Here is a 22,401-nt window from a genome sequence, read left to right as displayed (position 1 = left end):
TCATCTATTTTTACCTGCCAATTTGTGCTTAAATAAACCTTGGCATATACATTGATTTTATTGGGAGAACCTTGTTAACTTGAAGGTTCTTATTTCTTTTAATAATTAACATGACATTACGACAGTCATATTGTCCTTTATGAACAATTACGAAAACCAATTATATCAAACCTTTTTGGTGGGCGATTATGCCGGAGAAGGTGACCTTATTCAACTTATCACTGATGATGAAGATGATTCGGCCCAACATCCGGAAGACCTATCCAATGAAATACCTATTTTATCTGTACGCAACACAGTTTTATTCCCTGGAGTAGTAATTCCAATTACAGTTGGAAGACAGCGCTCTATCAGGCTTGTGAAGAAAGCCCAAAAAGGCAATAAGCTGATTGGTGTCTGTGCACAGGTCAATCCCCAAAATGATGATCCTTCATGGGAAGACATATATCATGTAGGTACATTGGCCAAAATCATCAAGATGATAGTTTTGCCTGATGGGAATACGACTATCATTATTCAGGGAAAAAAGCGTTTCAGCATTTTAGAGCCTTTGACTGAGGATCCATATTTCACAGCGAGGGTGGAATATCTTGAAGAAAATTTTCCAAAAAACAGTAAAAAAATTCAGGCTTTAGAAGAATCTCTTAAGGATGCTGCTGCAAAAATCTTGCATCTCAATCCCGAAATCCCAAGAGAAGCCCAAGTAGCCCTGGACAATATAGACAACACAGCTTTCCTTACTCACTTCCTTTCATCCAACATCAATGCACCCGTTGACTCCAAGCAGAGACTGCTTGAGATCAATGATGGTGTGGAGAGGGCCACGCTTTTGTTGGAATTTATGATGAAGGATATCCAAATGCTTGAATTAAAAAGCGAGATCCAAAAGAAAGTACATACCGATATAGATCAGCAGCAAAGAGACTATTTCCTGCGTCAGCAAATGAAAGTGCTCCAAACGGAGTTGGGTGAAGAGGGACCTGAAAAAGAAGTGGAGGAGTTACGTGCCAAAGGAGCAAAGAAAAAATGGTCCAAGGATGTAGCAAAGCATTTTAATAAAGAATTGGATAAAATCCTTCGAATCAATCCATCAGCAGCTGAATATCCAATTGCGCTGAATTATGCGGAGACATTGGTAGAACTTCCTTGGAGCGAATATACCGTAGATAATTTTGATCTTAAAAGAGCAAAAACTATTTTGGACAGAGATCACCATGGTCTTGAAAAAGTCAAAGAGAGAATCATCGAATACCTTGCCGTTTTAAAACTGAAAAATGATCTGAAAGGTCCAATTCTTTGCCTTTATGGACCTCCGGGAGTTGGGAAAACCTCCTTGGGTAAATCAGTGGCCACAGCCTTGGGGAGAAAATATGTAAGAATGTCTTTGGGTGGAGTTCATGATGAAGCTGAAATCCGAGGACACAGGAAGACCTATGTGGGTGCCATGCCTGGCAAGATTATTCAGAACATGAAAAAAGTGAAGTTTTCAAACCCTGTTTATGTATTGGATGAAATAGATAAGTTAAGCTCTGACTTCAGAGGAGACCCTTCATCGGCATTTTTGGAAGTATTGGACCCTGAGCAGAACAGCACCTTTGTAGATAATTACCTTGAGGTTGAATATGATTTATCAAAAGTATTATTTATTGCCACTGCCAATTCTTTGGATACCATTCAGCCTGCCTTGAGAGACAGGATGGAAGTGATTGAGGTGACGGGTTATACCTTGGAAGAAAAAATCGAAATTGCTAAAAAGCATTTGATACCGAAGCAGAGGAAAGAACATGGCTTAAAAGGTAAAGATATAGCTTTTGATAAGACGGCTATTGTTAAAATAATAGAGGATTATACCCGGGAATCAGGTGTAAGGAACTTGGAAAGGGCAATAGGTAAAGTGGTGAGAAACGTTGCCAAATCTATTGCGATGGAAGAAGAATACACTAAGAAAATATCTCCCCAATTGGTCAGGAAAGTTTTAGGCGGGGAGATTTTCGATAAGGAATTTTATCAGGATAACAGTGTAGCCGGAGTAGTTACTGGATTGGCATGGACTTCTGTCGGAGGAGAGATTCTCTTTGTAGAAACTTCTCTTAGTAAAGGAAAAGGAAAATTGACCCTTTCAGGCCAATTGGGTGAAGTAATGAAGGAATCGGCTATGACTGCCTTATCTTACCTAAAATCCAAGGCTTATAAACTGGGAATTGATGAAAGGGTGTTTGACCATTATGACCTTCATATTCATGTGCCTGCCGGAGCGGTACCTAAAGATGGTCCTTCCGCGGGAATTACTATGTTGACAGCAATGGCTTCTATCTATACACAGCGAAAAGTAAAATCCAGAATAGCCATGACAGGTGAAATCACCCTGAGAGGTAAGGTAATGCCCGTTGGAGGTATAAAAGAAAAAATCCTTGCCGCAAAAAGAGCAGGAATAAAAGATATTATCCTTTGTCAGAATAATAAAAGAGATATCGAGGAAATAGATGAAGCATATATCAAAGGTGTTCAATTCCATTTTGTGGACAAAGTCGAAGAGGTTTTGGAGATCGCTTTGATGAAGTCAAAGGTGGAAGATGCGATGGTTTTTCGATTCCCGAAGGAAGTTCATAACGTATCTTTGGAATCCTGATAATATTATCTAATGGAAATGTAAAGGCTGAGGACAATTTGGGAAATTGCTTAAAATACATTTTGGTTTTTTATTTGGGCTGTTTCATGATGGTTCACCAAAAATCAAATGCCCAAACGTCAAGATCAGCTTATAATTTTATTGACAATCCATCTTTTACAAAGTTAGCTGGATTGGGAGGAGTAAATATCACATCTGGGAATGATGTCCTGATGTTCATGTCAAATCCCGCTTTATTGGATAGTACTTCAATAAATACCCCGGCATTTCACTACCTCAATTTTCCGGGAGGAATACATGTGGCGACCTTGGGTTATAATGTTCAGGCATCAAATGGAGGTGTTTTTGGAATAGCGTTACAATATTTTGATTACGGAAATTTTGAAGGCTTCGATGCCATAGGAATTGGGACCGGCCATTTTGGAGCCAATGAATTCTCTCTTGTTGTTGGGTATGCCCGACAGTTGGGTGTTTTCAGATATGGCGCCAATGCCAAAATACTTGGATCCGTGTTGGAAGGGTATCAGGCATACGCCCTTGCATTTGATTTTGGGGTAAATTACCACCACCCCGAAAAAGATCTGGTATTTGGACTGAATGTAAGGAATATTGGTTTTAACATGAGTACTTACATCGAGGGTCAAAAACTTCAGCTCCCATCAGATGTAAGGTTTGGTGGAAGTTTCAAGCCGGAATATGCTCCGTTTAGGTTTCATATGACCTTAAGGAACTTGAATGGAAGAGAAGAGGATTTCTTTTTCCCTGACCCATCAGTAAACAGAGAAGCTGTTTCATCAGTTGATAAGATGTTCAGAAGGGCAGTATTTGGGGTAGAGGTATTGCCGAGTGAAAATTTAGCAGTGCGATTGGGGTATAATCACCTCATCAGAAAGGAATTCGGCACTTCTGCCGGAGCAGGGGCAGGAGGATTTACTGGAGGCTTTGCTTTCAAGGTCAAAAAATTTGAACTATCCTATTCCAGGATGTTTTACAATATACCAGGTGGTTCCAATGTTTTTGGAGTTACCACAGCAATCAACGAATGGAGAACGTTTTAATGAAAACAAAATGAAAAATGAAATCAATGAGCTAACACCTAGGCAAATTGTAGGAGAGCTTGATAAATATATCATCGGACAGCATGACGCCAAACGAAATGTGGCTATTGCGCTCCGGAACAGGATTAGGAGGATGAATGTGAAAGGAGATATCCAAAAAGATATTGTTCCCAATAACATCCTCATGATAGGTTCCACAGGAGTTGGTAAAACCGAAATTGCAAGGAGATTGGCGAAAGTTGCCAATGCGCCATTTACCAAAGTAGAAGCATCTAAGTTTACAGAAGTTGGCTATGTAGGAAGGGATGTAGAGAGTATGGTCAGGGATTTGGTAGAACAATCAGTGCATTTGGTTAAGGAAAAGAAAAATGAAGAAGTAAAGGAAAAAGCATCTAATGCTGTCGAAGAGGCAATTTTGGATATCCTGATTCCACCAGTAAAAACTGCAGGATTTGCCCGCCCTACAACTTCAGTTTCCAGTGATTTCAAGCCTGATATTGTTTCAGATGATGACCTCAATGAGCGTACCAGGGACCGTTTTCGTGAAAAATTGAAAAACGGAGAAATGGAGGACAGAAAAATTGAAATCAATGTCAAGCAAAGTCCACCAGTAGGTGTCGGAATGATTGGAAACGGCATGATGGATGATGCAAGTATGGCAGGATTACAGGACATGATTTCGGGAATGATGCCCAAGCGATCTAAAAGGAGAAAAGTTTCCATTGCTGAGGCCAGGAAGATCTTGATGGAAGAAGAAACCTCTAAGTTGGTTGATTTTGATGAAGTAAAAGAAGAGGCGCTCAGATTGGCCGAGAACAATGGAATCATCTTTATTGATGAAATCGATAAAATAGCATCAAAAAGCGGAAAAGGAGGCAGCGGCCCCGATGTAAGTAGAGAAGGTGTTCAGAGGGACTTATTGCCCATTGTAGAAGGTAGTGCGGTCAATACCAAGTATGGTATCGTCAATACCGATCATGTGCTTTTTATTGCAGCAGGAGCATTCCATGTGGCCAAGCCTTCTGATTTGATCCCGGAGTTACAGGGCAGATTCCCGATCAGAGTGGAGCTTAGCAGCCTGACCGAAGATGACTTTTACAGGATTTTGAAAGAGCCTAAGAATGCGCTGACCAAACAATATCAAGCTTTGTTTGATGCTGAGGATGTTTTTCTTGATTTCAATGATGAATCAATCAGAGAAATTGCCAAACTGGCATTTAAAATCAATGAAGAGGTAGAAAATATAGGTGCGAGAAGATTGCATACAGTAATGAGCCACTTATTGAATGATTTCCTCTTTGATGTACCTGATACGATCGAGGCAAATTCAAAAATCATGATTACCAAAGAAATGGTGGAAGAAAGGTTAAGCTCACTCGTGAAGAACAGGGACCTTTCCCAATATATCCTTTAAAGAATCATCAATGCCCAATCCTAAACATAGATTGGGCATAAAATATTTAAAACCCAAAACTATCATGTCTCTATCATCCTTATACATCATTACCGGATCAAGTAAAGGAATAGGAGAGGCCTTAGTAGACCTTTTGTTAGAGGAAGATGACAGTGAAGTGATCGGAATTTCCAGATCAAAAGTAAAAAAGGAAAACCCAAACTATACACATTTAGAAATAGATTTGGGTCAAATAGAGGAATTGATCGACAGGGTGGGGGATATATTTCCCAAGAAAGAATTCAGAAAAATTGTCCTTATCAATAATGCAGGCTGGATAGGAGAAATAGATCATTTTGGTCATTTGAAAGATCAAAGCATTAAAAATATTTTTGAAATCAATACCATCGCACCTGCTATTTTGATGAATGGGTTTGTTAAAAATTACAGTAATCAGGTCAATGCGGAAAGAGTGGTGGTCAATATCAGTTCGGGTGCTGCGAAAAAATCCATTGATGGTTGGTCAGGCTATTCCGCTTCTAAGGCAGCTCTGGATATGATGTCTAAAACTGCTCAGTTGGAAGCGGAACTGGATAAAAATGGAATCAGGTTTTTTGCTGTAGCTCCGGGAGTGGTGGATACTGAAATGCAAACAGAAATCCGATCAGCATCTGAAGACAGTTTTTCCGCCCTGACCAAATTCAAATCATTGAAGGAGAATAACCAATTGAGTAGTCCAAATCATGCAGCTGAAAAATTGCTTTTTTTAATTAATAATACCGATCAATTTTCGGAGGTCCTACAAGATGTGAGAGAATTTTAAATTTCATCATACAGATTAATTCCAAAACTTATCATCTTTGGTCATGATCGAGCTAATTAAAAACAAATCAGAATTACTCGCGCTTAAAAAGGTTCATGGAGTACCCCAAGTGGTTTGGTGCTTTTGGGCGGGAGGAACTATGAATGATGCAAGGTCCTTAAGTTTTCGGTTGTTGAGAGAACATATTGGTGTCCCGGTTTGCTTGATAACACCCGAAAATATTACACAATTTATTCTCGCAGATTTCCCTTTACACCCTTCTTTTCCCTTTTTGAGCGCGGTGCATCAGTCTGACTACATCAGGGCTTATCTTTTGCATCATTATGGAGGAGCTTGGCATGATGTTAAAGCTACAAAAGTAAGTTTTGCAGGAGCATGGGAAGGATTTTCGGAAGAAAAGGTTTATTTGATCGGAAAACCTGAAATCGAAGGCGGTCCTGCTAGGATTCATGACGGAGAGGGAAGGTGGATGCCTGATTTATGGAAAGAATTGATCTCTGTCGTGTCATGGATCGGAAGGGATAAAACTCCATTTTCTAAGGCTTTGATTGAAAATATGAATTTATTTCTGGATGAAAATATGGAGCTTTTAAAGAAGTATCCGGGTAAGCATCCAAGGGAGAAAAAGATAGAATCCGAAAAGTTTTTTTCAAGTAACCTAAAAAAAATTACCTACAGGATTCAAGGAAGAAATGTGAATTACCCATTACCATGGACGGTTTTCGGGAATATTTTTCATCCGTTAAATTATCGATTTCGGGATCACATTATAAAGACATTGCCGATGGATTCCATTAAGAATGCAGGGATTTATCATAGGTGACTTTGATGGTAAGTTTAGCCTTTTTTTGGATAATCAAAAAACCATACCTTGGCATTTTTACTAGCTACCTCAGACCATCTATCTACATTGAATTTGAAACCAAATTGACCTGCGGTTGGCAAATTATCAATTTCCCCACCCAATTTCCAGATTAGGTCATTTTGGCCTGGATTGTGTCCAAATACAAACAAAATTTTGGCTGAATCATCTGTTTTTCTGATTTCAGTTAGAATCGTCGAGGCAGAGGCGTGGTAAAGATTTGGGGTAAATTGAATTTTATGAACAGGGAAATTCAACATTTCAGCTGTAATGATTGCAGTGGTTTTAGCGCGTTCTGCATCAGAAGAAATGATGACATCAGGAAGAATTTCATTTTTCTTCAAGCGGTTTGCCATCTTAGGAGCATCCCTTAACCCACGCGCTGCAAGAGGTCTCTTGTGGTCATCTAAAAAAGGGTCATCCCATGATGATTTTGCGTGGCGGATAATTACAAGCTTTTTCATTTAGCCAATTTAACAAAATTATTTTTTGTTTTTTCATGAAGTATATTTACATTTAATATACATTTAACCACGTAATTATAATATTTATCATGCTTACCGGAACAGTAAAATTTTACAATGATGCCAAGGGATTTGGTTTTATCGTTGATGACCAATCTCAAAGTGATGTATTTGTCCATGCCACAGGCTTGGTCGACAAAGTAGCCCAAAATGACAAAGTAACCTACGATGTAAAGGACGGCAAGAAAGGCCCTAATGCTATAAATGTCAAAAAATTAGAATAGGATTAATCATTAGGTACTCATGAAAAAGGCTTTGAAATTCAATTTTGGGGCCTTTTTGTATTATGCACTGGTTGGCGTTATTTTTTTGAGTTTACTTCTTTCATAAATCGATATAGGCTCAAACTTCTCGTCTATATCAACTCCGGTCAGGTAATCGTTGATCATTTCTCTCAATTCTTGGAAAGAAAGATTATGAAGGATTTTACCGTTTTTCGACAAAGATACCTGTCCTGTTTCTTCGGAAACAATCAGTACTAAGGTGTCCGTCGCTTCTGACATGCCGATTGCTGCCCTATGTCTAAGTCCAAATTGGGCAGGAACATCCCTTTCAGTAACAGGCAAAATACACCTTGCCGCTTTTACTTTTCCATTGTAAATGATTGCTGCCCCATCATGTAAAGGACTGTATTTATTGAAGATGGAAACCAATAGTCTTTTGGAAACTTGTGCATCTAGAATATCACCGCTTTCGGCATAAAATTTCAGTTCTGAGTTTCTGGAAATGACCATCAATGCACCTGTATTGGTGCCGGATAGACTTTTGGAGGCTTCAATTAGTGGATTGATATTAAATGCTTGAGTTTCTCTTTTCCTCCAAAAGAGAAGTTCCTGAAGGAAGTTTTCATTGGAAAGGAAGGACGTTCTTCCAATGATAAGGAGGAATTTTCTGATTTCAGGAGCAAAAATAATGATGGCGGCAATAACACCCACACCCATAAACTGACCCAATATGATAGAAAGCAGCTCCATCCTTAGCGCACTGACCATGAGGTAGACCAAGTATATGGAAAGAAAACCTAAAAATATTTTGATCGCGACGCTTCCCCTTAATAATTTGTAAACTTGATACAACAACACACTTACCAAGGTAATATCGATGATATTTACGATGGAGATTTCCAAAAATCCGATTTTGAAAAGTAGTGTCAAGGGTAGAGTTCTTTATATAGTTTTATTGTTTCGTTAGCTTCTTTCACGTCATGAACCCTCAAAATGTTTGCGCCATTTATCAGTGCTGCCATATTAAGTGCTGTTGTTCCATTCAGGGCATTTTCCGGTTGGATACCAAGCTTTTTATAAATCATAGACTTTCTTGATAATCCAACTAAAATTGGCACTTGAATAGTCTTAAAATAAGCTAAATTTCTGAGAATACAATAGTTTTGATCCAAAGTTTTGGCAAATCCTAATCCTGGGTCAATGATTACATCTTTTATGCCATATTTTCTGCAATCTTTGATTTTTTTAGAAAAATAATTCATTATTTCTAAAATTATATTTCCATAATCCGTTTTCTCTTGCATGGTCTGAGGGTTTCCCCTCATGTGCATGGCAATATACGGTACGCCGAGTCCTCCAACTGTTGGGATCATTTCAGGGTCAAGTTCTCCCGCTGAAATATCATTGACCAAATCAGCGCCGGCAAGAACGGCTTCATGCGCAACTTTGGAGCGGAATGTGTCTATTGAAATCATTGAATCCGGGAAGTGCTTTTTCAAATGTTCAATGGTTCCAATAGTTCTTCTTAATTCCTCTTCTTCCGAAACAAAATCAGCTGAAGGTCTGCTTGAATATCCGCCGACATCTAAAATATCAGCACCGTTGGTTATCATTTTTTCAGCCAAATCTAATATTTGAGATGATCCTGAATTTACCCGACTACCTGCGTAAAAAGAATCAGGGGTGAGGTTTAAGATTCCCATTACCCAAGGCTCATTTAACAAAAATAGCTTTCCTTTAGAATGAAGTGTTATTTTTGGGCTAAATGATATATCTTCGGTTTTCGAAGAAAAAGGTAAATGATTATCCATTAAACAGAAATACTTTGAAGAGGCAAACCACGAGCGAATATAATCAAGTTATCCACCTTTGTAAAGAACTTTTCAAGAAGAAAACCATTGATTATGGCACTGCATGGAGAATATTAAGAATTCCTTCCATTACAGATCAAATTTTTATCAAAGCCCAACGGATACGATCCATCCAAGAAAAAGGCAATCAGAAAGTGAATGACCCAATCGCTGATGAATTTGTTGGTATTATCAATTATTGCCTGATAGCTTTGATACAGGTTAGTCTAAAAGAGGATGATCGTTTGGAATTGGATTTTGAGGAGGTTGAACCTTTATACGACCATTGGGTAATTGCGACAAGGGGGCTTTTGGAAAATAAAAACCATGACTATGGAGAAGCATGGAGAGACATGAGAGTTTCTTCGATTACAGATATCATTTTAATGAAATTGTATAGGGTGAAACAGATAGAAGATAATTCTGGTAAGACTTTGGTGTCAGAAGGAATAGAGGCCAATTACCAAGATATGATCAATTATGCCGTGTTTTGCCTAATCAAACTAGGATACCATGATTAAACAAACGATTTTATTTATCATCAGGCTACTGGTAGGTGGCCTTTTTATATTTTCAGGATTGATCAAGGTAAATGACCCTGTTGGGACTGCCATTAAGTTGGAGGAGTATTTTGATGTTTTTTCCAATGATATAGCTTCCTTTTTTTACCTTTTCAAAGATATCGCATTGCCCTTAGGGGTGGTCTTGGTGGTAGCAGAAGTGGTACTTGGGATCATGCTGATATTGGGCGTGAGGTTAAAGTTCACTGTATGGGCTTTGAGTATTCTTATTGTTTTCTTTACGTTTTTGACTTTTTATTCCGCGTATTTCAACAAAGTGACGGACTGTGGTTGCTTTGGTGATGCGATCAAATTGACACCATGGGAGTCCTTTACCAAAGATGTTATTTTATTGGTACTGATCGGAGTCTTGTTTTTCTTTCGAAAAGACCTTTCCGATGAAAGTCAATCTTGGGCCAAATGGACTGTCAGGATAAGTTTGGTTGTTTCGGTTGTAATAGCCATTACTGCTATCAGGAATCTCCCTTTTATTGATTTCAGGGCATACAAAGAAGGTGTAAATATTCCTGAGGCGATGCAGCCATCAGCTCAACTACAATATAATTACGTGATGAAAAAGGATGGGCAGGAATTTGTTTTCGATCAATATCCCACAGATGATTCCTATGAGTTTATAGAAATGAATCTTGTCAATGAGGATGCCCTGCCAAAAATCTCTGATTTTGCAGTATGGAATGCTGATGGAGACTATACTGAGGAAATTCTTTCAGGAAAAAAAGCAGTGGTATTGGTTACCAATATGAGCAAACTTAACACCGCATATTTGGATGAGATTGATGCCATGATCGCGGGTTTAAAAGCTACGGAGATCCTGCCGGTATTAGTAGCTGCATCCTCAGAGGAGGAGATTGAAGGATTGATCGAGTCAAGGGCATGGGGTATTGAGGGGTATCAAGGTGATGCTACTGTAATCAAAACCATCATGAGATCTAATCCGGGCATCATGCTTTTGGACGAAGGTGTAGTTGTCAAAAAATATCATTTCAGGAACACACCGAAATCAGAAGAAGTCAAGGCTTTGTTTGGTCAATGAGAACACCATTGAAAATAGTATTGGTTGGAATGCCTGGTTCAGGTAAGTCTACGTTTGGAAAGAAGCTTGCCCAACAGCTTAATTTTGTCTTTTTAGACTTGGACCAATTGATCGAAAAAGAAACGGGGAAATCCATTGCTGAGATTTTTGAAACAGAAGGGGAGGGTAGATTTAGAGAACTAGAGAGTTTTTACTTGGAAAAGTCTCTTGGTGAAATTGAAGGTTTTATTTTGGCGACAGGTGGAGGAACACCCTGTTTCAATGACAATATGGATTTGATCAATAAAGAATCTCTTTCTATTTTTCTGGATGTTTCTTTGAATGAAATATATCTCAGACTGCACAAAGATCATTTAGGGAAAAGGCCAATGTTTGCAGGTTTGGATGAAGGAGAAATCATCCTCAAATTAAAAAATCTTCAAGCAGAACGGGAAAGATTCTATAGACAGGCAAAAATTAAGCTCAGTGGTGATGATATTTCCACTGAGCATTTAGTGTCTGAAATAATGACGTACTTTAGAAATTAAATCCAAAAGTCAAAGAGCCTGTTGTGATGTTGTGTCTGATTTCGGTGAAAGGGCCAAAATTCACACCACCTTCAATTACTGGGTAGGAATTGTATAATTGATCAAAATAACTGGCAGAAAGCGCAAAGTCTACGTACATTTTTTTAAGCCTAACTCCAACACCTCCTGAAAACTGCTGCGTGCTTCGGTCAAAATTACTGTTGACAAATGGATCGCCATAATAACTGTATCCTCCTCTTAACCTCCACATATCATATCTGAACTCAGCACCCACTCTGTAATTAAAGGTGGTTCCAAACAATCTACGGATTTCCTGATTATCACCACTAGGATTGAAATCCCTCGAATTGATCCTACTTGCACTGTAGTCTAGGTAATCAATATCTGCTGTAATAAAACCGCTTTTTCCAAGAAAGATGGTTGCACCACCGCTTAATCTTAGTGGGGTGTTAAGATTGTATCTGCCGATCACAATAGGGGTGCTAGCCTCTTCTCTTCCTAAGGTTATATTTTCCGGTTCAAAAAAGAAATTATCAAATTCATTGACCATTCTGGCCTCATACCTTTCGTTGAAGCTGTACCAAGTAGGTGACTGGAAATTAAGCCCAAGATTTAATTGATCTATAGGTTTATAGATTACACCCAAGTTGATGTTCGCACCAAAACCTGATATATTCAAAAATTCATCTATGGCAGTGGTGATTAATGGTTCATCAAAAAATTCTTCTCTGTAATTTTTTCTTGAAGTATAATTGACCGAGGTAAGTCCAAGTCCTCCTCCCACAAAAATCTTATTGTAGAAATTTGCGCCATAAGACACCGTTGTCTGACTGGTTCTGCCTTCTGTGGTTACAGTTTCGTCCTGAAATGGAAAGCCAAGAACAAAAGAATCGTATTCTGTGGGGTCAGCTATTGGGTTTCCATTAGCGTCTTCCGTAATAGGATTGATCAAAAATGTAGTATAAGCCAACCCGGTCAACCCAAAATTTTCTATCTGACTTTCCCGTATACCACTTGCGTCCTGAATAAAGAAATCGATGATGGAAGTTTCTCCTTCAAAATCTGAAAAATAACCAAACTGACTATTGAAATGATTTGATCTATTGAAGCTGATACCGAATGAACCTCCTCGAAAAGCACCGGAATTCAAAGGGCCTTTAGGATTACTGATGACCAAACTGAGGTTAGGGATTGCAAAATTCCCTGTTCTGTCTTCCTGTACTTGTCCCAAATAATTTGATTCAGTTTTCCAAGTACCGAATGATGGGGTAGAGCTAAATTCTGACCTCCTAAAAAAGCCCAAGCCTGCAGGGTTTGTATGAATGTTGGATATATCACCTCCAAGAGACATTTGTGCCCCACCGAGCCCTATTATCCTGGCTGAACCTGTGGACCTAAATTGGCTAAACCTTAAAGCATCTTCATAATAGCCTATTTGTGCCTTGGATGTTCCAAGAGTAAATGCCGAGAGTACGATAGCGCTAAAGAATATCTTTTTTACTGAAATCATATGATTGAAATAATAATTAAGCGAAGGTAGCGAATCATGATCAAAATTTTTGCCAGATTTTCTGTACTGTATAAGCTAAAAAAAAAGGGGAATTAATTTCCCCTTCCTCCTCTAGAACCTCCGGAGCTCATCCCACCTCCACGGCTTCCTCCCATGCTACCACCACTGCTTCTACTCGGTGAACTCATAGACGGTGAAGACATTCTGCTTGGAGCAGACATTGTATTCCTTGATGGGGAAGACATGTTTCTGGAAGGCGAAGTCCTGTTCATATTTGTATTTCCTCGGTTGTAGGATGGATTTGCAGTTCCCCTAGTCCCCTGTGTATTTCTATTGTTAAAGCTAGGTGAAGTTGTTCCTCTGTTCGTATTTCCATAGGAAGAACCTCTTGTAGTTCCTGTACGGTTGTTATAATTTGGTCTTGCATTATTTATGCCTGTTCTGCTACTTGGTCTAGTTGCAGCTGCTGAACCTACATTTCTATTGCCTGTCGCAGCAGAATTTGCTACTCTGCTATTTGTTCTTGCTGAATTATAGTAATCGTTTTGAGACCTGCTGAAGTCACGGCCAGTTGCTCTTGAAGTTGAACCCACACTTCTGTCTGAATTCACAGCATCTCTTCTTGCAGCTCTTGTGGTAGCGGGGTAATTTGTACCAGGTCTATTTCCATTGACTGCAGAACTTGAACCTCTTCCAGGTCTGGCACCTCTGACAACTTGACGGCCACCTTCACCGCCCCATCCGATTCCAGGAGCTCCCCAGCCCATTCCTGGACGGCCCCAGCCCCACATTCCGCCACCCATCCAAGGGTTCATCCAAGGGTTACCCCACATTCCACCCATTCCCCAGCCCATACCCATTCCCATACCCATATTCCAACCCCACATTGAGTTCCATCCGATTCCCATTCCAAAACCAGGGCGCATACCCCAGCCCATCATAGGCATTCCCCAGAAAGGGTCCCACATTCCCATCATAGGCATGCCCCAGCCCATTCCCATCATTGGCATTCCCCAACCCATTCCCCACATTGGGGCTCCGAATCCGAGGCCAACGTTGAAATTAACACGGCTGTTGTTGAAACCCTGACCAGCTAGACCGGCTCCACTTCCGTAAAAATTATTATATACATTAACATTTCCCTCTTCCTGCTCACCTGCCTCATCAAAATAAACCGTTCCGGTATCTCCTGTATTGCTTTGAGACTGATATTTGGCTAAGTATTCAGGATTTACATTTCTTGCTGAAAAATTTTCTTGCTCAAATTGTGCTGCATCAACACTGTTCAAAGACTGGAAGTTTTGGGGATTATTATTGGTAACGGCAAATTCGGTAGCTATTTGCGCATCAGATGCCATAAAATAAAGATCGTCGGATTCTCCGCCTCTCATGGCATTTTGGCTGGTGCTGCAAGAAGACATTAAGAGGATGGCTCCAGCTCCAAGGGTCAATATTTTGTTGAGGTTTTTCATTTGTTTGGATTTTACTATTTAGTCTTATATACGAGGCATATATCAGAGGGTTATAATATTTTGGTTTATATTTGCCTCCTACAGTAATTAGCGAAGATAATTAGATTTTTGAATTCAACAAAAACACTATGAGTAAAGGATTGCCAAAAAGGAGTGAAGACTACTCTTTGTGGTATAATGAATTGGTTAAGAGGGCGGATTTGGCAGAAAACTCCCCCGTGAGAGGTTGTATGGTCATCAAACCTTATGGTTATTCAATATGGGAAAAAATGCAGGCTCAACTGGACAAAATGTTCAAAGAGACCGGACATGTCAATGCTTATTTTCCCTTGTTTATTCCCAAATCCTATTTATCCAAAGAAGCGACCCACGTCGAAGGTTTTGCCAAAGAATGTGCAGTTGTGACACATTATAGGTTGAAAAATTCAGAAGATGGAAAAGGAGTTATCGTTGATCCCGATGCCAAATTAGAAGAAGAATTGATTGTCAGGCCCACTTCTGAAACCGTGATCTGGAGTACCTACAAAAACTGGATTCAATCGTACAGAGACCTTCCGCTTTTGGTCAACCAATGGGCAAACGTGGTAAGGTGGGAAATGAGGACACGTTTGTTTTTAAGGACAACCGAATTCCTTTGGCAGGAAGGACACACTGCGCATTCTACCAAAGAAGAGGCTATTGCAGAGACAGTGCAGATGATGAATATCTATGCCCAATTTGCAGAAGAGCACATGGCTTTACCAGTAGTAAGAGGTGTCAAAAGTGAAAATGAAAGATTTGCAGGTGCTGAAGATACTTACTGTATTGAAGCGATGATGCAGGACGGCAAGGCCCTTCAGGCAGGTACTTCTCATTTCCTCGGTCAAAATTTTGCCAAAGCTTTTGATGTTAAATTTGCAACAAAAGAAGGTGGTCTGGAATATGTTTGGGGAACTTCTTGGGGTGCAAGTACCAGATTGATGGGGGCCTTGATAATGGCCCATTCGGATGATAATGGATTGGTATTGCCTCCCAAATTGGCACCCATTCAAGTAGTGATTGTGCCTATTTATAAAACAGATGAAGAACTGTCTAAAATCTCCGAAAAAGCCAACGAGATCATGGCTAAGTTGAGGTCCAAAGGAATTTCTGTGAAATTTGATAATAGAGATACCCACAAGCCGGGGTGGAAATTCGCGGAATATGAACTCAAAGGAGTTCCTGTCAGGATTGCCATGGGGCCTAGGGATCTGGCAAATAATTCTGTGGAAATTGCCCGAAGGGATACTTTGACAAAAGAAACCATTCATCTCGGTGAAATTCAAATCGAAGATTATATCAGTGACTTGATGGATACCATTCAAGATGCCATCTATAATAAAGCATTGAATTTTAGAGAGGAAATGACTACTGAGGTAAATTCTTGGGATGAATTTGAAAAACTGATTGAAGAGAAGGGTGGGTTCCTTGCTGCGCATTGGGATGGCACCAATGAAACAGAGGAAAAAATCAAAGAATTGACAAAAGCAACTATCCGCTGTATTCCATTGAACCGTAAGGAAGAATCAGGCAAGTGTATCTTCAGTGGTAACCCTTCCCATGGAAGAGTTTATTTTGCCCGCGCATATTGATATTTAAAAATCATTTTTAACAAAAGCCTTCCCCAAGTTTGGGGAAGGCTTTTGTATGCTCGTTACCATTGACAGATTTTGAAATCGAGTGTTTAGAACTACAGATAGCATTAAATCTATAATAAAACTTTGCCTTGTCACCTCGACGTCAGGAGAGGTCTACTGCCCATTTTGATGTCATTTCCTTTCTGTAAATGCCAAATTTTAAAAACTACCATTGACATATTTGGATATATACCTTTGAACTGTAAAATACATTCAAGACTATATAGAACTTTGCCTTGTCACCTCGACGTAAGGAGAGGTCTGTAGCCCGACTTGATGTCATTCCTTTTCAAAATGTTGGGGACTCAGAATGTCGGTGTGAGACTTTAACCATTTCCCCAGCATCGGTCATCGGACGATTTTTCTTCTTCCGTCCTAAATCAACTGGTAGCAAGGCATATAATCAGATTAAATAAAATATTCATCCCACTGATTTTTCTACCTGAGAAAAACTAACTATTTTCATAAAAAATATTCTTATGACTTGGTTTATTCTAACCAGCCTTTTGGCAATTGGACTAATTTTGGTGGTTGCAGAAATTATTTTTGTTCCTGGAACAACCTTGGTAGGCATAATTGGTCTGATTGCTACGATAGGAGGTATTTATTATGCTTTTATCTCCTTTGATCCACAGATAGCTTGGGTAATTTTGGGACTTACATTGTTATTGAATTTCTCAGTTTTATTTTATGGTTTTCGCTCAGGGGTATGGAAGAGATTTGCCTTAAAAGAATCTATCACGAGCAGGGCCTTTGATGACAGGCTTTTAGGACTGGAAATCGGCATGGAAGGGAAAGCAGTTTCGGATCTAAAACCGATTGGCAAAGCAGAGTTCTTAGAGCGGATTTATGAAGTGAAATCCAATTCGGGATTAATTTCTGTCGGTTCAAAAGTTATAATTACTAAATTGGAAAACAATACAATCATCGTAAATAATTAAATCATGGATATGACCAATTCGGCCTTTATTTTATTCTCAGCATTTGCCGCGCTGATCCTGCTTTTTGTCTTTCTATACTTTGTCCCAGTTAATTTATGGATAACAGCAATTTTCTCCAACGTAAAAGTCGGTATAGGGGAATTGATAGGGATGAGGATCAGAAAAGTTCCACCAAGTGTTATTGTCAATTCTCTGATTACAGCGACCAAAGCAGGTCTAAATCTCACAACCAATGACCTTGAAACGCATTATTTAGCGGGTGGTAATGTTCCCAATGTCATCAGGGCTTTGATTTCAGCAGACAAAGCCAATATTACCCTGAGCTTTAAGCAGGCAACGGCAATAGATTTGGCTGGTAGGGATGTGTTTGAAGCGGTACAGATTTCTGTAAATCCTAAGGTGATCAATACACCGAATGTAGCGGCCGTTGCAGCCGATGGGATTCAACTGATTGCCAAAGCAAGGGTCACCGTAAGGGCCAACATAGCCCAATTGGTCGGTGGTGCAGGAGAAGAGACCATTTTGGCTCGGGTAGGTGAAGGTATAGTCACCTCTATAGGTTCAGCGCAAAACCACAAAAGTGTGCTTGAAAATCCTGATAAAATCTCAAAATTAGTCTTGGAAAGGGGATTGGATGCAGGAACAGCATTTGAAATCTTGTCCATAGATATTGCAGATATAGATGTAGGAACAAACATCGGTGCAAAACTACAGATTGATCAGGCTTCTGCTGATCTAAAAGTTGCAGAAGCTAAAGCCGAGGAAAGAAGAGCAATGGCGGTGGCCTTGGAACAGGAAATGAAAGCAAGAACTGTCGAAATGAGGGCTACGGTGATTGCTGCCGAGGCAGAAATTCCAAAAGCAATTTCTGAAGCCTTCAGAAGTGGTAAACTTGGTGTGATGGATTATTACAGGATGGAAAATATCCAATCAGACACCGATATGAGATCATCTATTGCAGGCACTGATTCAGGAAGTGGGACAGAAGGAGGAAAAGGAAAGTTAGGAGATAAGAAGTAATAAGGTAATTAATATTATAATCTAGAAAAATCCCTGGTAATGAGCCGGGGATTTTTCTATTTATATGTTTTGGTCATCAAGCATATACGAAATGTTTCCAGTAAAATGGTAATTCAAAACAATTTTTGTCAGGAACCCGAAATTTCCATTCCATCCGACTGCCTACTTCGGACTTCCCCGTTTCTCGGAGAGGCAGGCGAACTGTTTGTAGAAGAATATTGGGTTACTGGCCAAAGAAGCGAATGCGCATTTTAATCATTCTCCTTTTTTCTTTTTAGGTGCAGGACCCTTTGATTCAGGTTCTGAAGGGAGAAACTGATATTGATCTTCCGCCAATATTTGGTTGCCACCTAAATCAAAAAGAATATTTTTATAATAGATTGGGAGAAGGTAATCTCCCCGTTCATCAATGATACCGTATTTATTCCCTATTCTAACAAGAATCTTATTTAGGTCTTCCCTTCTAAGTTCCTGGAATTTTGGTTCAACAATTTCCTTCCCATTTGGGGCAATCAAACCAAATAGATTGTTGTTTTCTGATATGTAGTAATTTTCAAAAGCCCTTGTGATTCTATCGTATCCTTCGTTTAAAAGGATATTTCCACTTTGGTCAATCAGGTTATGTTTTCCGTTCTTCTTCACTAAGGCCAAGCTGTTATTAAAATCAGATACTTGATCGAATGCAGAAGCGGTAATGTTGATTCCATCTTTATTTAAAAATTCCCATGCACCGTTAATTTTAACAGCTGCCAAACCTTCCGTGAAATTTCTCACTTCCTCATATCTATTTTCTATAACCCATGCCCCGGATTGATTGATAAAACCAAATAAGTTGGATTCCTTTGCAGGAAACAGAGACTCGTTGCCGGGAAGGATGGTTTCTAAATTCCCGTCAACAGGGTTGATAATCCAGCCATTTGAGCCCAATAAGCCAATCCGATTATCTTTTAAAAGTACATTGTAATACTTCTGACCCACCCTGAATACCTTGTCCATTCCAGTCTGATCCAGTAGAATCCCATCATTTTTCATTACCCTTCTGAGTTTCCCATGGATGTATTCAAGCATCAAGCCGTCTTCCAGCGTAATCTTATGGTAGGAAGTATAGGTAATGTCAACCTTTTCTTCCCGCCCTCTGATCAACATATATTGGTTTCCGTCAAAAGCATAAAAATAATTATCCTCAATATGAGCAATGTGGTCGATGATAGGCTGCAAAACATACTCTCCTTCTCTATTGATCAGACCATAACCCGAGCTTTCTTTAGATAACAGAAAATTCTCATTGATTTCCTTTATTTCCGAATACAAATGTTCCGGATTTTTTGACAAAGGAAGATAATCCCCTTGTTCTGTTTTGGCAATTACCTGACCATTTCGTGCCATGATAGCATGATCAAAACTTCCAATGAGGGCTGTGTTTCTTGTGGAATGATCATAAATCCAATATTGCTCTCCTTTTTTGGCCAAGACAAGTGTGTAAAAAGTCTGAATATCATCATACTCCGCCAAAAAAACCTCTTCTCCGTATTCATGAAAAACACCCTTCCCATTCGGACCTTCAATGATGATCCAAGGTTGATGGTATCCTATCACGGTTTCTGCCTTCAGGTTCACAAAAGGTTTTAACTCTTTGCTGAGTAGCTTTAATTCTTTGTTTGATGAACTTATTCTTACCGATTCCCCTAAAATGCTGATTTCATCATATTCCACACGGGATTTAAGTTTGAGATTCTGATCATAAATCTCATAAGTTTGGGCAGAGCTACTGGTAAGCGTCAAAAATAACAATAGGGTAGAGGCACAGGCTGCTACCCAATATTGGCGATTATTCATATTTGATAACTTCAAAGCGTAATTTAAAAGGATTGGTGTGGGAATTCAATACCTTATCCATATTTGTTGTGGGACAAATTAATTGTGGTCTTTTTGAAGGTTACAAGGAATGATAATAATCTAGGGTAATGGCAGGTTGATATTGAATTGATGCCAATTTCAGTCTTCCATTCTATTTGTAATAGAATTATGGGTAACTGGCAAAGAAGCGGATAACCATTAAAAAGATTATGATTTCTTCTCATTGACCTTCTCAAGATCAAATAGATCAGAAATGATATCTATCATTTTGTCTGCCTCATCTTTTTGGCAGGCTGCCCGTAATTGTACGACAGGTACTTTGAGGATTTTCTGCATCATGCTCTTCGTTATTTTATCAATAACAGCAATCTGAGATTGGTCAGCATTTTTTAAAAAACGCTCCATTTCCTCTTGACGAATCTGTTCTAAGGCATTCTTCAATTTATTGATGGTAGGGGATACCATCATTTCTTTTTTCCAATTGTAAAAATCATCAATACTTTGCCCAATGATATTTTCTACTTCCGGTATGGCCGCTAATCTTTTCTCCAAAGTGGCAGACGCTTTACTTCTGATATTGTCAACATTATATAATATTGCCCCGGGAACACCCTCGATAGATGTTTCAACACTTCTTGGAACCGAAAGGTCAATAAAAAGTTTGTAGCTTGGGATTTCCATTTGCTTTACCAAGGCCTTGGTGATAAAAGGCTCCGATTTCATAATTGAAGAGACGATTACGTCAGCTTCTTTCATTGCTTCAATACAATCCTCAAAAGGTATTACTTCAAAACCCAATTCTTGGGCAAGGGCTTCGGCCCTTTCAAATGTCCTGTTTGTAATGGTGACTTTAGCTTCAGGAATGTGCACCATATTCTTGGCTACATCTTCTCCTATTTCACCCACACCGATCAAAAGTATCCTTGGCTGATAAGTATTGGAAGTCAATTCCTCAATCAACTCTACAGCTGCGTAAGACATGGAAGCGGCACCGTCACGGAATGCGGTTTCTTGAACCACTCTTTTATTGGTAAAAAAAACAGTATGCATTAAGCGATGGAGAAATGGACCTGCCATATCCAAATCAGCAGAAGCCTGATAAGCCCTTTTTACCTGATTTGAAATCTGCATGTCTCCCACTACCTGTGCCTCCAAGCCCATCGATACTTTAAACAAATGATCTATTCCTTCTCTGTCGTTGTTGAATATTTTGAAGTATTCCAAATAATCAACCACATTGGGAAGTCCCTTTTCCAAACCGATTAACTTGATGATTTCAGTACTCAGGTCCAATTCATGGGAATAGTATACTTCTGTCCTGTTGCAGGTGGAAAGAATCAATGTATCTGAAATACTGAAAAAATCCTTCATTTTTACCAGAAGGGAATGAATAGAACCTTCATCAAGAGCAATGACTTCCCGTATTTCAACAGGAGCACTCTTATGGGATAAACTTAAGGCTCTAAACTTGTTTTGCATTTCAGGCTTCATTCGGTGACAAATTTAATTCAGTTTAAGTAGTAAATAAATAATTAACCAATACTCGGAGTAATTTAAAACCTGTCTAAATAACAAAGGCTTCCGATACTTCATTTTATGAACAATATTCGGAATAATTGGAAATTAAAACCAATTGTATTAAATTATCCCTAATAGATACGGTCAATGATTATATCTTAGATGTTTGATTTTTATGAAAACAAAGTTTTTATTTTTTCTAAGATCCTATTTTGGGTTTTCGCAGAGGGAATCCAGAGGGTTGCTTTTGGTATTTCCTGCCATATTCCTTTTGTATCTAATTCCATCAGTGTACAATCAGTTCCTCCACCACCAAAATAAAGAGCGATATGAGCGCTATATTCAAAAAGCAGACAGTCTGATACAAGCTGGATGGAAGCCCTATGAATCTTTTTCATTTATTTCTGAAATGAAATCCGGACAAGATACCGTTCGAAGAGCAGGACAATACCAAAGAGTCAGGTCTCCACAGTTTAATAAACTCGATTTCTATGAAGCTGATTCAGTTGTCCTGCAGATTGTACCGGGCATTGGGCAGACCATGGCAGCCCGGGTTGTCAAGTTCAGGGAAAACATTGGTGGGTTACACGATAAGGAGCAGTTGCTTGATGTTTATGGGATGACACCGGAGGTAATGGAGAATATTTTTGAGTATTTTGATTTTGAGCCAGGGATAAAAAATAAACTTAAAATTAACCAATTAGATGCTGCTTCTTTGGCGAAACACCCTTATTTGACTTATGGTGCGTCAAAGGTGATAGTGGCCTACAGGGAACAACACGGTCCCTATTCTCAAGCCGAAGATCTTCTCAAAATTAAAATCTTTAATGAAGAATGGTTGGAGAGGTTAAAGCCTTATTTGGAGTTTTGATGTTTGCTCAGTGGAACTATTTGTACGAAACTCTCACAAAAATTCAAACTCTT

At 39.2% G+C, this 22,401-nt stretch carries 20 protein-coding genes; 13 read left to right on the top strand and 7 right to left on the bottom strand.

The genetic code is table 11. The features are described 5' to 3' along the window. Positions 1–139: 139 nt before the first annotated feature. The 5 genes from lon (at position 140) to HMJ38_RS09305 (ending at position 6,726) form a co-directional block, all read left to right on the top strand. Positions 140–2,629 (top strand): endopeptidase La, encoded by a 2,490-nt coding sequence (gene lon / locus HMJ38_RS09325; RefSeq protein WP_194974122.1) that lies wholly within the window; start codon positions 140–142, stop codon positions 2,627–2,629. A gap of 38 nt (positions 2,630–2,667) precedes the next feature. Then, positions 2,668–3,687 (top strand): type IX secretion system protein PorQ, encoded by a 1,020-nt coding sequence (porQ, locus tag HMJ38_RS09320; protein ID WP_317174514.1) that lies wholly within the window; start codon positions 2,668–2,670, stop codon positions 3,685–3,687. Positions 3,688–3,697: 10 nt separating this feature from the next. Beyond that, complete coding sequence (gene hslU / locus HMJ38_RS09315) at positions 3,698–5,101, top strand: ATP-dependent protease ATPase subunit HslU (RefSeq protein WP_194974120.1); 1,404 nt, start codon at positions 3,698–3,700, stop codon at positions 5,099–5,101. A gap of 64 nt (positions 5,102–5,165) precedes the next feature. After that, entirely contained in the window at positions 5,166–5,903 is a 738-nt protein-coding gene (locus HMJ38_RS09310) for an SDR family NAD(P)-dependent oxidoreductase (RefSeq protein WP_194974119.1), read from the top strand. Positions 5,904–5,946: 43 nt separating this feature from the next. After that, entirely contained in the window at positions 5,947–6,726 is a 780-nt protein-coding gene (locus HMJ38_RS09305; protein ID WP_194974118.1) for a capsular polysaccharide synthesis protein, read from the top strand. Between the two features lie 14 nt (positions 6,727–6,740). On the opposite strand, the gene HMJ38_RS09300 is transcribed toward HMJ38_RS09305, so the two are convergent. Beyond that, positions 6,741–7,229, bottom strand: a complete 489-nt coding sequence (locus HMJ38_RS09300) for a SixA phosphatase family protein (RefSeq protein WP_194974117.1) — start codon at positions 7,227–7,229, stop codon at positions 6,741–6,743. Positions 7,230–7,318: 89 nt separating this feature from the next. On the opposite strand from HMJ38_RS09300, the gene HMJ38_RS09295 reads away from it, so the two are divergent. After that, positions 7,319–7,513 (top strand): cold-shock protein, encoded by a 195-nt coding sequence (locus HMJ38_RS09295; protein WP_194974116.1) that lies wholly within the window; start codon positions 7,319–7,321, stop codon positions 7,511–7,513. Between the two features lie 60 nt (positions 7,514–7,573). On the opposite strand, the gene cdaA is transcribed toward HMJ38_RS09295, so the two are convergent. Next, entirely contained in the window at positions 7,574–8,443 is an 870-nt protein-coding gene (gene cdaA, locus HMJ38_RS09290; RefSeq protein ID WP_194974115.1) for a diadenylate cyclase CdaA, read from the bottom strand. Continuing rightward, positions 8,440–9,324 (bottom strand): dihydropteroate synthase, encoded by an 885-nt coding sequence (gene folP, locus HMJ38_RS09285; RefSeq protein ID WP_194974114.1) that lies wholly within the window; start codon positions 9,322–9,324, stop codon positions 8,440–8,442. The genes cdaA and folP overlap by 4 nt, the downstream gene beginning before the upstream one ends. 14 nt (positions 9,325–9,338) lie before the next feature. Here folP and HMJ38_RS09280 point away from each other — a divergent pair, with 14 nt between their 5' ends. From HMJ38_RS09280 to HMJ38_RS09270, 3 genes are read left to right on the top strand one after another with little or no spacing between them, the layout of a single operon-like run. Beyond that, positions 9,339–9,884, top strand: a complete 546-nt coding sequence (locus HMJ38_RS09280; protein ID WP_194974113.1) for a DUF1599 domain-containing protein — start codon at positions 9,339–9,341, stop codon at positions 9,882–9,884. Continuing rightward, positions 9,877–10,977 (top strand): BT_3928 family protein, encoded by a 1,101-nt coding sequence (locus HMJ38_RS09275; RefSeq protein ID WP_194974112.1) that lies wholly within the window; start codon positions 9,877–9,879, stop codon positions 10,975–10,977. The genes HMJ38_RS09280 and HMJ38_RS09275 overlap by 8 nt, the downstream gene beginning before the upstream one ends. After that, the gene (locus HMJ38_RS09270; protein ID WP_194974111.1) at positions 10,974–11,504 is read left to right on the top strand and encodes a shikimate kinase; all 531 of its coding nucleotides are present in this window, start codon (positions 10,974–10,976) and stop codon (positions 11,502–11,504) included. The genes HMJ38_RS09275 and HMJ38_RS09270 overlap by 4 nt, the downstream gene beginning before the upstream one ends. Here the strand turns inward: HMJ38_RS09270 and HMJ38_RS09265 are convergent. Together HMJ38_RS09265 and HMJ38_RS09260 are read right to left on the bottom strand one after the other, a co-directional pair. Next, on the bottom strand, positions 11,494–13,014 hold the full coding sequence (locus HMJ38_RS09265) for an OmpP1/FadL family transporter (protein ID WP_194974110.1): 1,521 nt from the start codon (positions 13,012–13,014) through the stop codon (positions 11,494–11,496). The two genes, HMJ38_RS09270 and HMJ38_RS09265, sit on opposite strands and share 11 nt — an antisense overlap. Positions 13,015–13,106: 92 nt before the next feature. Beyond that, entirely contained in the window at positions 13,107–14,486 is a 1,380-nt protein-coding gene (locus HMJ38_RS09260; RefSeq protein ID WP_194974109.1) for a hypothetical protein, read from the bottom strand. Between the two features lie 128 nt (positions 14,487–14,614). Here HMJ38_RS09260 and proS point away from each other — a divergent pair, with 128 nt between their 5' ends. The 3 genes from proS (at position 14,615) to floA (ending at position 18,102) form a co-directional block, all read left to right on the top strand. After that, positions 14,615–16,096, top strand: a complete 1,482-nt coding sequence (proS, locus tag HMJ38_RS09255) for a proline--tRNA ligase (RefSeq protein WP_194974108.1) — start codon at positions 14,615–14,617, stop codon at positions 16,094–16,096. 524 nt (positions 16,097–16,620) lie between these two features. Then, the gene (locus HMJ38_RS09250) at positions 16,621–17,082 is read left to right on the top strand and encodes an NfeD family protein (protein ID WP_194974107.1); all 462 of its coding nucleotides are present in this window, start codon (positions 16,621–16,623) and stop codon (positions 17,080–17,082) included. A gap of 3 nt (positions 17,083–17,085) precedes the next feature. Beyond that, entirely contained in the window at positions 17,086–18,102 is a 1,017-nt protein-coding gene (floA, locus tag HMJ38_RS09245; protein ID WP_194974106.1) for a flotillin-like protein FloA, read from the top strand. Between the two features lie 255 nt (positions 18,103–18,357). Here floA and HMJ38_RS09240 read toward each other — a convergent pair whose 3' ends face one another. Together HMJ38_RS09240 and hemA are read right to left on the bottom strand one after the other, a co-directional pair. Then, the gene (locus HMJ38_RS09240) at positions 18,358–19,938 is read right to left on the bottom strand and encodes a WG repeat-containing protein (protein ID WP_194974105.1); all 1,581 of its coding nucleotides are present in this window, start codon (positions 19,936–19,938) and stop codon (positions 18,358–18,360) included. A gap of 228 nt (positions 19,939–20,166) precedes the next feature. Continuing rightward, positions 20,167–21,438, bottom strand: a complete 1,272-nt coding sequence (gene hemA / locus HMJ38_RS09235; protein WP_194974214.1) for a glutamyl-tRNA reductase — start codon at positions 21,436–21,438, stop codon at positions 20,167–20,169. Positions 21,439–21,652: 214 nt separating this feature from the next. Here hemA and HMJ38_RS09230 point away from each other — a divergent pair, with 214 nt between their 5' ends. Then, complete coding sequence (locus HMJ38_RS09230) at positions 21,653–22,348, top strand: ComEA family DNA-binding protein (protein ID WP_194974104.1); 696 nt, start codon at positions 21,653–21,655, stop codon at positions 22,346–22,348. Positions 22,349–22,401 lie beyond the last annotated feature (53 nt).

Source organism: Aquiflexum lacus, assembly GCF_015476655.1.
Taxonomy (GTDB): Bacteria; Bacteroidota; Bacteroidia; order Cytophagales; family Cyclobacteriaceae; genus Aquiflexum; species Aquiflexum lacus.
The sequence above is the reverse complement of the archived record's forward strand: the minus strand, read 5'-3'. Positions and strand labels throughout refer to the sequence as shown.